10 protein-coding genes are annotated in these 13182 nt (G+C 60.6%); 9 read left to right on the forward strand and 1 reads right to left on the reverse strand.

The window, feature by feature from the left end; genetic code table 11:
* Positions 1-23 precede the first annotated feature (23 nt).
* The 8 genes from E5J99_RS03635 to E5J99_RS03670 all read left to right on the forward strand — a co-directional run bounded on the left by E5J99_RS03635 (position 24) and on the right by E5J99_RS03670 (position 11138).
* A complete protein-coding gene (locus tag E5J99_RS03635) occupies positions 24-1061 on the forward strand; it encodes a glycosyltransferase family 9 protein (RefSeq protein WP_135496356.1) in 1038 nt (345 codons plus the stop codon).
* 143 nt (positions 1062-1204) lie between these two features.
* Complete coding sequence (locus tag E5J99_RS03640) at positions 1205-2437, forward strand: M16 family metallopeptidase (protein ID WP_135496357.1); 1233 nt, start codon at positions 1205-1207, stop codon at positions 2435-2437.
* 6 nt (positions 2438-2443) lie between these two features.
* A complete protein-coding gene (locus E5J99_RS03645; protein ID WP_135496358.1) occupies positions 2444-3367 on the forward strand; it encodes a YDG/SRA domain-containing protein in 924 nt (307 codons plus the stop codon).
* A gap of 10 nt (positions 3368-3377) precedes the next feature.
* The gene (locus tag E5J99_RS03650; RefSeq protein WP_167851963.1) at positions 3378-4124 is read left to right on the forward strand and encodes a DUF4184 family protein; all 747 of its coding nucleotides are present in this window, start codon (positions 3378-3380) and stop codon (positions 4122-4124) included.
* Between the two features lie 38 nt (positions 4125-4162).
* Positions 4163-4804, forward strand: coding sequence for an O-methyltransferase (locus E5J99_RS03655; protein ID WP_135496360.1), 642 nt, complete (start codon positions 4163-4165; stop codon positions 4802-4804).
* Positions 4805-4867: 63 nt separating this feature from the next.
* Positions 4868-7834 (forward strand): TonB-dependent receptor, encoded by a 2967-nt coding sequence (locus E5J99_RS03660; protein ID WP_135496361.1) that lies wholly within the window; start codon positions 4868-4870, stop codon positions 7832-7834.
* A 257-nt stretch (positions 7835-8091) separates the two neighbouring features.
* Positions 8092-10269 (forward strand): LysM peptidoglycan-binding domain-containing protein, encoded by a 2178-nt coding sequence (locus E5J99_RS03665; RefSeq protein WP_135496362.1) that lies wholly within the window; start codon positions 8092-8094, stop codon positions 10267-10269.
* A 53-nt stretch (positions 10270-10322) separates the two neighbouring features.
* The gene (locus E5J99_RS03670) at positions 10323-11138 is read left to right on the forward strand and encodes a LysM peptidoglycan-binding domain-containing protein (protein ID WP_135496363.1); all 816 of its coding nucleotides are present in this window, start codon (positions 10323-10325) and stop codon (positions 11136-11138) included.
* A gap of 74 nt (positions 11139-11212) precedes the next feature.
* On the opposite strand, the gene E5J99_RS03675 is transcribed toward E5J99_RS03670, so the two are convergent.
* Positions 11213-12280, reverse strand: a complete 1068-nt coding sequence (locus E5J99_RS03675; protein WP_135496364.1) for a fatty acid desaturase family protein — start codon at positions 12278-12280, stop codon at positions 11213-11215.
* Positions 12281-12584: 304 nt separating this feature from the next.
* Here E5J99_RS03675 and E5J99_RS03680 point away from each other — a divergent pair, with 304 nt between their 5' ends.
* Positions 12585-13058 carry a hypothetical protein gene (locus tag E5J99_RS03680; protein WP_135496365.1) on the forward strand — a complete coding sequence of 158 codons (474 nt, stop codon included), beginning with the start codon at positions 12585-12587 and terminating at the stop codon, positions 13056-13058.
* The last annotated feature ends 124 nt before the right edge of the window (positions 13059-13182 follow it).

Here is a 13182-nt window from a genome sequence, read left to right on the forward strand (position 1 = left end):
TTCGCGCCTCTTCCCTCCCATCTATGCCCTCAGCTCCGCTGCCCGCCCGCCGCGCCGTCCTGCTTATTCAAACCGCTTTTATCGGCGACGTTATCCTGGCCACGGCCTTGCTGGAGCGCCTGCACCAGATGGAGCCCGGCACGCCGGTCGATTTTCTGGTGCGCAAGGGCAATGAGGAGCTGGTAAAAAATCATCCGCACGTGCGGCGAGTATTGGTTTGGGACAAGAAGCAGGAGAAATACCGGGGGCTGTGGTATTTGCTGCAGCAGATTCGGGCGGCCAGTTACCAGCGCGTCATCACGCTGCAGCGCTTCGCCTCCACGGGCTTCCTCACGGCTTTTTCGGGGGCTCCGGAGCGCATTGGCTTCGATAAGAACCCGTTTGCCTTCCGCTTCACCCGCACCACGCCCCACCTGATTGGGGCGGGCGTGCACGAGGTATCGCGCAACCTGCACCTGCTCGACCCCACCTACGACGGGCCGCTTACCTTACCCCGCCTCTACCCCTCGCCCGTCGAGGAGGCTACAGCGGCGGCCTACGCGGCGGCGGGCCCCTATGTGTGCATCGCCCCCACATCGGTGTGGTTTACCAAGCAGTTTCCGCGCGAGCAATGGCTAAAGCTGCTGCGGGCCTTGCCACTCCGCTACACCGTGTATCTGCTGGGCGGCCCGCCCGATGTGGCCGAGTGTGCCCACCTGCTGCAAGCCAGCGGCCGGGCCGGCGTCGTAAACCTGGCGGGCCAGCTCTCGTTGCTGGCGTCGGCGGCCCTGATGCGGGGCGCGGTACTGAACTACGTCAACGATTCGGCGCCGATGCACCTGTGCTCCTCCCAGGATGCTCCGACCTGCGCCGTGTACTGTTCCACGGTACCGTTTTTCGGGTTTGGGCCGCTGAGCTCCTTCTCGCGCATTGTGGAGCTACCCGACGAGCTGGCCTGCCGCCCCTGCGGCCTGCACGGCTACAGCAAATGCCCGCTCACGCATTTCCAGTGCGCCCACGGCATCGAAACCAGCCAGCTGCTGAGTGCCCTGGCCGAGGCCGAGGCGGAAGTGGTGAAATAGTCGGGGGCAGGTTCTGCTTTCACGGCCGTACCGCTCGTACCTTTGCCGGGACTGAAACCAGCGGCCGGAATAGCTGGTTAGTATCTTGTAAGATCTGGCAATGCCAGCATCTTACGCCCTCTACGTTACCAAGATCCCCCCTAATGTCCGATTACGACTTCTACGAGCTGCCCAACGGCATCCGGGTTCTACATAAGCAAGTTTTACACACCAAAATTGCCCACTGCGGCTTTCTGCTCGATATCGGGTCGCGCGACGAGAAGCTGCACCAGCTGGGCCTGGCCCATTTCTGGGAGCACATGGCCTTCAAGGGCACCGAAAAGCGGAAGAGCTTTCACATCCTGAACCGGCTCGAAACCGTGGGCGGAGAGCTGAATGCCTATACGACCAAGGAGAAAATCTGCTTCTACGCGTCGCTGCTCAGCACCCATTTCGAGCGGGCTTTCGAACTGCTGACGGACCTGACGTTCCACTCGGTGTTTCCGGAAAAGGAAATCGAGAAGGAGCGTGGTGTGATTCTGGAGGAAATGAGCATGTACCAGGATGCGCCCGAAGACGCCATCGTGGACGATTTCGACGGCGTTATTTTCCCCAATCATTCCCTGGGCCACAATATTCTGGGCACCCGCGACAGTGTTTCGGGTTTTCAGCAGGCCGATTTCCGGCAGTTTCTGGTCGACAACGTGCGCACCGACCGGCTGGCTTTCAGCTCGGTGAGCAATCTGCCGTTCAAGGAAGTGAAGCGGCTGGCCGACAAATACCTGGCTCCGCTGCCGGCCCGGCTGGGCGCGCGGCCCCGCACGCCGTTCACCGCTTTTCAGCGCATCGACCAGACCGAGCGTAAGCCTATCAATCAGGCGCACTGCATCATCGGCGGACCGGCCTACGCCATCAGCGACCAGCGCCGCATTCCGTTTTTCATGCTGAATAACCTGCTGGGTGGCCCCGGCATGAACTCCCGCCTGAACCTGGCCGTGCGCGAGAAGTATGGCTTGGTGTACACTATCGACTCCACCTACAGCCCCTACACCGACACGGGGTTGTTCGGCATCTACTTCGGGACCGAGAAAAAGCAAGTGGCCCGCACCATTTCGCTGGTCAACAAAGAGCTGAAGCTGCTGCGCGATAAAACCCTGACCACCACGCAGCTGCACGTGGTGAAAGAGCAGCTAATGGGCCAGCTGGCCATGTCGGAGGAAAGCAACAGCGGCATGATGCAGCTGCTGGGCAAAAGCACGCTGGACCTGGGCCGGGTGGAGTCTATTAACGAAGTATTCGCCCAGATCAAGCAGATTACAGCCCCGGAGCTGCGCGACTTGGCCAACGACGTATTGCGCGAAGACAACCTGAGCGTGCTGCAATACCTGCCGGAGTAAGCCTGCATGCCACAGCCGCCAGCCAGTTTTGGGGAAATTGCGGGAATCCGGCCGGGCCACGAGTTTCGTAACCGCCTGGAGCTGTGGGGCGCGGGCGTGCATGGGCAAACCCAGGCCGGAATCAGCGCCCGGGCCGGACGCGGGGCAGAATCCATCGTGGTGTCGGGTGGCTACGAGGATGACCTCGACCTGGGCGCGTGGCTGCTGTACACGGGCAAAGGCGGCCGCAGCAATGAGTCGGGCCGCCAGGTGGCCGACCAGACGCTGACGGGCGCTAATCTGGAGCTGGCCCGCAACCAAGTGCTGGGGCTCCCGGTGCGCGTTACGCGCAAAGTGACGGAAAACGGACTGACGTTTTATCGGTATGGCGGCCTCTACCGCGTGGCCAGCTACTGGCAGGAACAGGGCCGCTCGGGCCATAAAATCTGGCGTTTCCGGCTGGAGCTCCTACCCGAAGAGGTTTTGCCAGCCGCCGAACCGGCTTCTACGGCCTTGCCCGGCGACTTATTCTCCCAGGCTCAGGAACCGGCCCTGCCCTATGGCGCGGCCCCCCGGCAGCTGACAACCACGCTGCGCATCGTTCGCGACACGGCCGTGAGCCGGGCCGTGAAAAACCTCTATGCGTATCGGTGCCAGGTGTGTGCCGTGCAGCTTGCCAGTCCCGCGGGCCTGTATGCCGAAGCGGCCCACGTGCGGCCGTTGGGGGCGCCGCACCACGGCCCCGACGTACTGGGCAACGTGTTGTGCCTCTGCCCCAATCATCACGTGTTGTTCGATCTGGGCAGCTTTGCGGTGCGTAATGACTTTACCCTGCTGGGGCTGAATGGCAAATTGACCTTACACCGGCGGCACGGCCTGGAGCCTCACTTTCTGCACTACCACCGGGAGCATTACTTTCATGCTCCCGGGGCCTACCCTGCGGAACATTAATCTGCGCTGCATGCCTTTCACCCTTGCCCATCCGGCCATTGTTCTTCCCCTGTTAAGACCCCTGCGCCGGCACCTGTCGGCCACGGCGCTTATTCTGGGAGCTATGGCTCCCGATTTCGAATACTTCCTGCGCCTGCGGCCCGATGGTATTTATGGGCACACGCTAGCGGGAATATTCTGGCTGGATATTCCGTTAGTCGTGCTGTTTGCCATGCTGTTTCACCGGCTGGTGAAGCAGCCGCTGATCCATTGCCTGCCGCGCCCCATGCGGCAGCGACTCGTGTGGCCGGCGCGGCAGCCGTGGCCGTGGCGGCGCGCCTTTCGGGCACCGGTGCTGCTGGGGGCATTCGTGGGCACGGTGTCGCATATTCTGTGGGATGCCTTCACCCACGACGATGGCGGCGTAGTGCTGCACTGGCCCTTGCTGATGCAGCCTGTTGCGGTAGGAGCGCTCCACTGGCCCATCTACAAATTTTTGCAGCACGGCAGTACCCTGGCTGGCTTTTTCGGCATTGGCTGGTTTTTGTGGCAGCTACCGGCGCAGGCTGGTCCGGCGCGGCTGCCCCTTCCCGCGCAGCGAACCTTCTGGCTGGCTATTGGCGGAATAGTCCTGCTGCTCTGGGGGCCGTTTATGCTCTATTCGGCGCGCATCTGGCCCTTCGATCTGGCCTCGGTTATCGTGACGGGTATGAGCGCCGGCCTGGTAGGAGTATTGGTAGCAGCGGGCACTATTCGGCGGCGTTTTCTGGCTTCTTGAGCCATCTTTGCAGGCTACACCCTTATTTCCGCCGCGCCGTGCACCCCGACGACCTCCAGAACTACGCCGAAACCCACACCACGCCCGAGCCGGAGCTGCTGCGCCGCCTCAACCGCGAAACCCACGTGCAGGTGCTGGCACCGCGCATGCTGTCGGGCCATTTGCAGGGGCGGGTGCTCAGCATGCTCAGCCACATGATTCGGCCCCGGCGCGTGCTGGAGCTGGGCACTTTCACGGGCTACTCGGCGCTGTGCCTGGCCGAGGGGCTGACGGCAGACGGCGAGCTGCACACGGTGGAGCAAAACCCCGAACAGGAAGACCGCATCAGGCGCTACGTGCGGGAAGCCGGCCTCGCCGGGCGTATTCAGCTCCACATCGGCGATGCCGCCGCCGTGCTGGGCACCCTCACCCAACTCTGGGATTTGGTGTTCATTGATGCCGATAAAATCAATAACGCGCTGTACTATGAGCTGGTGTTGCCCCAGGTGCGGGCGGGGGGCTTCATTTTGATTGATAACGTGCTGTGGAGTGGCAAGGCGTTGCCGTCGTACGCACTGAAGCCTGCCGACAAAGATGCCCACGCCGTGCGGGCATTCAACGATTTGGTGCAGCAGGATGAGCGGGTTGAAAACGTGTTTCTGCCCCTGCGCGACGGACTCCTGCTGGTGCGCAAGCGCTAACTTTTGGGTGGGCATTAAACATTTGCTTCCTCGCCGCGTCTATTGAGCTTCAGGCTCAATAGAATGATGAGAAAAGCAGTAGGCGTTGTTTTGTTTTTTCTGGTTTCGACCTCCTTGTTTGCCCAAACCTACCCTATTTCCGGGCGGGTGGTAGATATCACCGATCAATCGGCCCTCATTGGGGCCAACGTGCTGCTGACGCGGGTGCCTGACTCGCTCAAAACGGGTTCGGCAGTCGATCCGAACGGCCGCTTCGAGCTGGCGGCAGCCCCCGGCCGCTACATCCTGACCGTTTCTTTTTTGGGCTACCAAACCCTGCGGCGGCCCGTGCAGGTAACCTCGGCACCGGTCGCGCTGGGCACGCTGGCCCTGGCTACCAACCAAGTGAAGCTCGGCGGCGTGGAAGTGGTGGGACAAGCTGCCGCCGCCGTCCAGAAAGGCGACACCAGCCAATACGACTCGCGGGCTTTCAAAACCAATGCCGATGCTAACGCCCAGGATTTGATTACCAAAATGCCCGGCGTGGTAGTCACCGATGGGAAAGTGCAGGCTCAGGGCGAGCAGGTGCAGCGTATTCTGGTCGATGGCAAGGAGTTTTTCGGTAGCGACCCGGATGCCGTGCTTAAGAACCTGCCGGCCGAAGCCATCGACAAAATTCAGGTGTACGACCGGCGCAGCGACCAGTCGCAGTTCACGGGTTTCAACGACGGCAACACCGACAAAACCATCAACATCGTAACCAAGCCCAGCTTCCGCAATGGGCAGTTTGGGCGCATCGTGGCGGGCTACGGCCCCGGCGTGGGTGCCGACAAGTACCGCGTCAACGGCAACCTCAACTCGTTTAAGGGAACCCAGCGCTTGTCTATCGTGGCGCAGTCCAATAACGTGAACGAGCAGAATTTCGGTACCGACGACCTGCTCGGCGTTATCGGCACCTCGGCCCAGGGCGGCGGCGGTGCCCGGGGCGCGCAAGGCGCGCAGGGCCGTCAGGGCGGAGGCGGCAACCGGGGCCAGGGCGGCCAGGGAGGCGGCAACGCGGGCAATTTTCTCGTCAATCAGAACAGCGGCATTTCGACCACCCACGCGGTGGGCCTGAACTACTCCAATACCTGGCGCAAAAAAACCGAGGTACAAGCCAGCTACTTCTTCAACCTGAGCGACAACACCGCCACCACTAGCACCAACCGACTCTATAACGTACTGACGCGGGACCGGACGCTTGGCTACGACGAAGTATCGGCAGGCACGGCGCGCAACATCAACAACCGCTTCAACCTGCGGCTGGAGCACAAATTCGACTCGCTGAACTCCATTTTGTGGCAGCCGCGCGTGACGATGCAGCGCAACACGAGCAACAGCGACCTAAACGGCAGCACGTTTCTAAGCGGTTTTTCCGACGTGCCCGACAGCACCCAAAGCGGCAACATTAGTCGGTACAACTCGGCCCAGACGGGCATTACCTTCACCAACCAAGTGCTCTACCGGCACCGTTTTGGCAAGCGCGGCCGCACGTTCTCGCTGGGCCTGAACACGACCTACAACGACCGGAACGCCGACAATTATCTGTATTCCGATAACTTCGACTTCACCACCCGCCCGGAGCCGAGCCTGACCCAAACCAACCAGTACTCCCGCCTCGACCAGATTGGCTGGTCATGGAACGGGGCGGCCAACTACACCGAGCCGCTGAGCCTGAAAAGCCAGCTGCAGCTCAACTATACCATCGGCTACGCGCCCAACGACTCGGACAAAAAGACCTTTAACCTGCTGCCCGAAGAGCAGCGCGAACTGGTGGAGCAGCTCAGCAACGTGTTTACCAGCCGCTACATCACCAATGCCGGCGGCCTGACGTACCGCTACCAGTTTGAGAAGCTGGAATGGGCCGTGGGCACCTCCGTGCAGCACGCCGAGCTGCAAAACGAGCAGGAATTTCCGAGCGTGGCCACCACCAACCGCACCTTTCTGAACGTACTGCCCAACGCGACGCTGCAGTACCGGTTTTCGCGCCAGCAGAACCTGCGCCTGAACTACCAGGCCCGCACCAACAACCCCAGCATCAACCAGCTGCAGGCGGTGGTCAACAACTCCAATCAGCTGCAAATCAGGACCGGCAACCCCGATCTGGCCCAGGAATACTCGCACAACGTGTTTCTGCGCTACTCTTCGTCGCAGCCCGAAACGTCGCGCTCCTTCTTTGCCCTGCTCGGCGGCTCCTACACCAATAATTTCATTGCCAACAGCACGGAAGTGGTGCGCGAATCGACCACCGTGCCGGGTACCAGCGTAGTGGTGCCGGCCGGGGGCACCATTACCCGGCCCATCAATCTGAACGAGCAGTACTCGCTGCGCTCCTTCGCCAACTACACGCTCCCGCTGAAGCTCATCAAGTCGAACCTGAACCTGAACGCCTCGGCCACTTTCAGCCAGACGCCGGGCTTCGTAAACTCCCGGCTCAACTACAACCGCTCCCCCAATTTCGGGTTGGGCGCGGTGCTGAGCAGCAACATCAGCCCCGAGCTGGACTTCACGCTTTCCTCCAACTCCACCCAGACCTACGCCCGCAACACGGTGCAGAGCCAGAGCAACAGCCAGTATTTCCGCCAAACCACGGCCCTGCGCCTGAACTGGATTCTGGTGAAGGGCGTCACCCTGCAGTCGGATGTAAACCATGTGGCCTTTCGCGGCCTGACGGCGGGCTTCAACCAGAACTTCGTACTCTGGAATGCCAGCCTGGGCAAAAAGCTATTTGCCAAGCAGCAAGCCGAAATCAAGCTCTTCGCCTTCGATTTGCTGAGCCAGAACAATAGCATTCAGCGCAACATCACGGACGCGTATACGGAAGACGTGCGCACCAACATTCTGCAGCGGTATTTCATGGTGATGTTTACCTATAACCTGCGCAACTTCGGGGGAGCCGGTGGCAACGATGCACCCGGCCGCGGCCAGGGCCAGCCCGATGGGCAGCGCCCCGGCATGCGGCCCGATGGCCCGGGCGCACCGGGTGGTTTCCGGCCCGGTTTCGGAGGCTAGCTTCCCGCTCACTCCAGGCCTGCCGTGTTCCATCAGCCGGGGCCCTGACTCTTCCTGAGTTGGGGCCCCGATTGGCTTTTGACATCCGGGGCGCACTTGCACAGGAGTAGGCAGTGGGCTAAATCGGAGCAGTTGAGGCGTAAAATGGACCCTTTTTAGCCTTTCTTCTGCCGTATCCCCTGTTTTTTCGCCTACTTTGTAAACGGTAAAATCTGGTGCGCAATAGGATCGAAGCCAGAACTCCCGCTTTGCCTCCTATGAAACGACTTCTACTCACGCTCCTGTGCGTGCTGCCCCTGCTGGCAACGGCCCAGAGCGTGCCAGTTCCCGCCGACCTTTATTTTGCCGGTTTGCACCTGCGCCTCACCGATGGCGGGCGGGCCGCCGTGCAGCAAAAAGTGGACGCCATCCGGCGCTACCAGCCCTCGTTCCAGGCCCGCGTGAATCTGGCCGACGCCCATTTCCCGCTCATCGACCGGGTGTTTCAAACCGAAGGGGTGCCGCTTGATTTTCGCTACCTCGTGTTGCAGGAAAGCGGCTTGCAGGGCGAAGCCCAGTCGATTCACGACGCGGTGGGCTACTGGCAGTTCAAACGCGAATCGGCGACGGAGCTGGGCGTGCTGGTCAACGACGTGGTGGATGAGCGCAAGCACATCGTGGCCTCGTCGCGGGCGGCGGCTAAGTATTTCCTGCGCAACAACAACACGTTTCACAACTGGCTCAACACCCTGCTCAGCTACAACCTGGGCCTGACTGGTGCCAAACCCTACGCGCTGCCCACCGATGCCCATGCGACGGAAATGGAAATTTCGGAGCAGACGCACGCCTACATCCTGACGTTTCTGGCGCATAAAGTGGCCTTTGAGCCCGCCTGTGGTCAAAATCCCAAGCCGCCCATGCTGCTACAGGAGTTCCCGGCCATGGCTGGCCAGCAGCTCACGGCCATGGCGGCTGCGCTGCACACCAGCCCCGAGGAGCTGACCAAGCACAACCACTGGCTGCTCAACAGCACGGCCGTGCCGCTCGATAAGGCCTATACCATTCTGGTGCCCGTCACCGACCCGCTGCAGCTGACGGCTATGGCCGCCCAGCAGAAAACAACTGCCACGGGCCAGCTACTGCACGAGCCCAAAGTGGATCCACAGAATGCGGAATTCGTGCAGGTGAATGGCTTGCGGGCCATTATTGCCCTGCCCGGCGACTCGAAAGAAAGTCTGGCCCAGCGTGCCGGCGTGAAAATGCGCCGGTTTATGCAGTACAACGACCTGTTCGCCTTTGACAACATCGTTATTGGCCAACCCTATTTCGTACAGAAAAAGCGCGACAAGGCGTCCGTGGAGTACCACGTAGCGCAGCCAGGAGAAAGTGTAGCGGTAGTATCGCAGAAATACGGCATGCGGGCTAAGGCCATCTGGAGCAAAAACCGCATGCCCCGCAACGAGGAATTGCGGCCGGGCCGCATTCTGTGGCTGCAGCATACCCGCCCCAAGGAGGTAGCCATCGAATATGCCAACAGTGAAAACGCGGCGGCTCTGGCAGCTTTCGAGCGGGCCCCGCAGCCTACGGCGGCCAGTAGTGTAGCGCAGGCCAAACCCGCCCGCAAAAAGGAGAAAGCCAAGGATGAAGCCGAGCCTTACACCGGCACCACAGCGGCTGCAACCCGCATTGTGGAGGATGCGACGGACACCGATACCGCCAGTGAAACCCCTAATACAGCCATCGTTACCCAAGCCGACAGCGCGACGGACGACCACATGGACAACCTGAACGAGTTGCCCCAGGCCACGGCGGCCGCTCCCGCCAAGCCGGCAATACGGCCTGCCACACCCGTTGCTGAGGCCCCACTGGCACAGAAGCCGCGCAGCCCGCTACCTGCTACAACTTCGGTTGCCGATGAGCCGCGTGACGAGCCGCTGGCCACCACCTCAGTACCGACGGCGGCTACAGCTTCGACAACAGTAGCAACGCCAGCTGCTGTTTCAGGGCCAGCCAGCACTCCTACCGCCGCGATAAGCAACCCGGCAGCGGCCAAAACCAGCTTGCCCGCGCTGGCGCCAACTGCCGCCGTGGAGCCAGTACCAGCCAACGGCCAGCACACGGTGCAAAAAGGCGAGACGCTTTATGCCGTAGCCCGCCGGTATAGCCTGCGGCCGGCTGATTTGATTGCTTGGAACAGTCTGCCCGCCAGCCCTTCCTTGCGCCTGGGCCAGGTGCTACGCGTGGCCGCGCCGGCTGCAGCTGACACAGCACCACCTGCAGCTGCAGGGGCGGAAACAACGGTAGAGTTGGTTCGCCATAAGGTAGTTACCGGGGAGTCGATGTACGGCATTGCGCGCAAATATGGCGTGAGTATCAAGCAGGTACAGGAGTGGAACAACAAGGCTGATTCCAACGTGAAGCTGGGCGAGGTTCTGGTTATCACCCCTGCGAAGTAACTGCCAACTGTATTTTTCGAACGATTACCGATTCTTATTTCTCTGCTTTTCGAATGCGTCCCTTTTTTCGAGTTCTCTTATTCACTGGTTTCACGGCGGGCCCTCTGGCGGCCCAGGCGCAGCAGCCCATTCCGACTCCAACACCAGCTCCGGTCATGGCTCTTTCCGAAGACTCGGTGCGGATAATGTCGGCGCTGGTGCAGACCAGCGTGCGGAAGCTGCGCGACATCTACTTCGAGCCCAGCGACACCCACGCCGTACAGCTCATCGAAACAGCCCTTCAGGAAATTCCCGCTTTAAACCAGCGCCTGAGCCGCTACACGGCCAGCTTGCCCCGTGAGCAGCAGCAGGCCCTGGCCCAGCGGCTACGGCAGCAGCCCTGGCAGATAGAGCTGCAGACCCTGATGCGCAGCCCACAGTTTCGGAATTTCGACGCCCGGGTAGCCAAAAATCCGGACCTCAAAGCGGCTACGGAGCGGCTGCGGGCATCCGGGTTTGCTGGTACTGCCCGGGTGCCAGCCGCTTCCACCTCCGCAGCCTCCACTGCCCCAACGGGTACCATTTCGTTGCCAGCCGCCAAGCCGCAGCCTAGCACGGCCCCAGCTCTGGTGCCCAAGCCTGCCACGCCAGGAAAAGTAGCAGTTCTACCGACAACGCCGACACCTAAGGTCACGGCCTCTAAGGCGGTGGTGCCAGCCACTAAACCAGTAACTGCTGCTGCCAGCCAGCACACCGTGCAGAAGGGCGAAACCTTATTCAGTATTTCGCGCCAATATGGGGTCACACCCAGTCAGCTGCAGGCGTGGAATAAAAAGGCCGATGGCGGCGTAAAAATTGGCGAAAGTATCCTCGTGGTAGCTCCCAAATAGTACTTCCACCTAAAGCAAAAAAGGCTGCAGTAGTATTACTGCAGCCTTTTTTGCTTTAGGTGAAGAATGCTGCGTTAAGCCGCCTGCGCCAGCAGCGCAGGCCGCTGAATACGCTGGGTGCGGCTTTTTAGCAATTCTATCACCTCCGCATCGTTCTGGTACCGCTCTCCTAGGTTCACAAAATGCTTCGCCAGCAAATCGTAGCGCTTAGTCATCAGGTACACGAAGACGTGCAGGAAGTGAATGCCGTCGAACACAATGGCAGCATTCTGAGCGTATTGATCCACATTTTGGCGAAAGGATTTCGGATGTTCAGTCCAGTGCAGGGCCGGCTTGAGGTGATGGCTGATGTGGTAGCCATCGTTCCAGCATTTGTGGTTGTAGGTAGTGTTGATGCAGGTCACGCTGTTGGTGTAGCAGTTGTCAGGCGTATTGGCATCAATAAAGGAATGCTGGCTCCAGTTGCCCAGCATCATCACCACCCGCGACAGAATAACCGGCAGCACGAACACCGCCAGCGTGGCGGGCAGATTCACGAAGCACAGCCCAAAGGTGACGGCGATGTAGAGCAGCTCGCCGCGGAGCAGGCGGGCCCGCAGCGTGCTTTTTTGTTTGCGGCTGAAATAGAGCACCAGCTTGGGAATGCCCAGCAGGAAAAAGTCGCCGAGGTAGCGCAGAAAGCTCCGCCAGGAGTCGCGCTGGTAGAACATGGTAGAGCTTTGGTCGTCGGGCAGGTTGTTTTCGGGGTGGTGCATGCCCATGTGGTGAGTGAAGTACGACTCCGGCGTTTGCCCGAACAGCGGCCCGATCACCCAGGGAATGTACTTATTCATGAAGCTATACTTCTGCTTGAACAGAATCCGGTGGCAAGTGCAGTGCAACATTAGCCCGAACGGCCCTTTGAAGCGGGCGTTGCTCAGAAACAGGTACACGGCCAACACCGCCCACCACGCCCAGCCTGTGAGGGCCGGCACAAACAGCAGTGCGGCCAGTGGCAGCAGCGTCAGACTTATGTTTAACGTGAGGTAAGCAAACGGCAAATCCCGCTTATCCTGGATGTACTTCAAGAGAAATACATCCAGTGACGAGGGATTTTCGACAGCGGTGTATTCCGGGTCGGTGGTGGCGGTAAGGTGTTTCATGGGGAATCCGGGCGCTGTTGGCAGCCCACTACGGATGAAGATTCTGGCATACTCACCTGACGGCTGCTGGGGGGCATAATTAAGTGGGAAGGCAACGCCGGCCGGATTAATAAATTCCCGGCAGCAGCAGGTCCGGCGGGCTTTTCCTGTTCGGGTAACACGGCCCAAGGTAAGTAGTTCAAACCCGGCATTGGATTGGGCCGCATCATCTGGCACTGAAAACCCGGCACCGCTAAAGCCCCAAAGCTCCTCTGGTGTCCGCCCATCGGAACTTCTTGACCACTCGGGCACCTTTGCAGGGCATATGACAGCCCTGGAATCTGTGCTTTTCGCCGCGAGCGTGTTTTGCGCCGCCGCTCCCCTCGCCGCCCAGACCCAAACAGCCTCCCCCGGCAAGTTAGTTGCCGCGCCACGGATCGACAGCAGCCTGGAGGCGCGCGAAAACCAATATTTTGCCGACCTCAGCCAGCGCCTGCGCGAGGTGTACCAAGCCTCTGGCGACGGCCGGGCCATTGCGCTACTGAGCCATACTATCACGGAATTCCGAGCCCGCAAGAAAGGCCTGCTGGCCGAAGCGGCCCTGCTCGGCCCGATCCGTAGCGCCCCCCGCCAGCCGCCCGCTATCTGGGTACAGACACGGGAGGCACTGCTAGCCAGCCCGGCCGCCGCTAAAATGCCGGCTCGCCGTCAGCGCAACCCGGCCCTGGAATACGCTTTTCGGCGTTTTGATGAGGCTCAGCTGACCACGCTGAACCCTCCGAAAACTCCGGTCGAGTAGGCTCCCAGAGTCCTGATTCTACCACTATTGCCCTCAAACGAAAACGACCCAACGCTTTGCTCGTTTTCAGTTTATACATCAAAATCCCTTGCCGGACAATCTTTCTTGGCCGCGCTTTTGGCGG

It is taken from the genome of Hymenobacter elongatus, from assembly GCF_004745955.1.
Classification (GTDB): Bacteria; Bacteroidota; Bacteroidia; order Cytophagales; family Hymenobacteraceae; genus Hymenobacter; species Hymenobacter elongatus.

Coding starts and splice junctions, on each gene's coding strand:
- E5J99_RS03635 (WP_135496356.1), top strand. CDS start 24: ATGCCCTCAGCTCCGCTGCCCGCCCGCCGCGCCGTCCTGCTTATTCAA.
- E5J99_RS03640 (WP_135496357.1), top strand. CDS start 1,205: ATGTCCGATTACGACTTCTACGAGCTGCCCAACGGCATCCGGGTTCTA.
- E5J99_RS03645 (WP_135496358.1), top strand. CDS start 2,444: ATGCCACAGCCGCCAGCCAGTTTTGGGGAAATTGCGGGAATCCGGCCG.
- E5J99_RS03650 (WP_167851963.1), top strand. CDS start 3,378: ATGCCTTTCACCCTTGCCCATCCGGCCATTGTTCTTCCCCTGTTAAGA.
- E5J99_RS03660 (WP_135496361.1), top strand. CDS start 4,868: ATGATGAGAAAAGCAGTAGGCGTTGTTTTGTTTTTTCTGGTTTCGACC.
- E5J99_RS03665 (WP_135496362.1), top strand. CDS start 8,092: ATGAAACGACTTCTACTCACGCTCCTGTGCGTGCTGCCCCTGCTGGCA.
- E5J99_RS03670 (WP_135496363.1), top strand. CDS start 10,323: ATGCGTCCCTTTTTTCGAGTTCTCTTATTCACTGGTTTCACGGCGGGC.
- E5J99_RS03675 (WP_135496364.1), bottom strand. CDS start 12,280: ATGAAACACCTTACCGCCACCACCGACCCGGAATACACCGCTGTCGAA.
- E5J99_RS03680 (WP_135496365.1), top strand. CDS start 12,585: ATGACAGCCCTGGAATCTGTGCTTTTCGCCGCGAGCGTGTTTTGCGCC.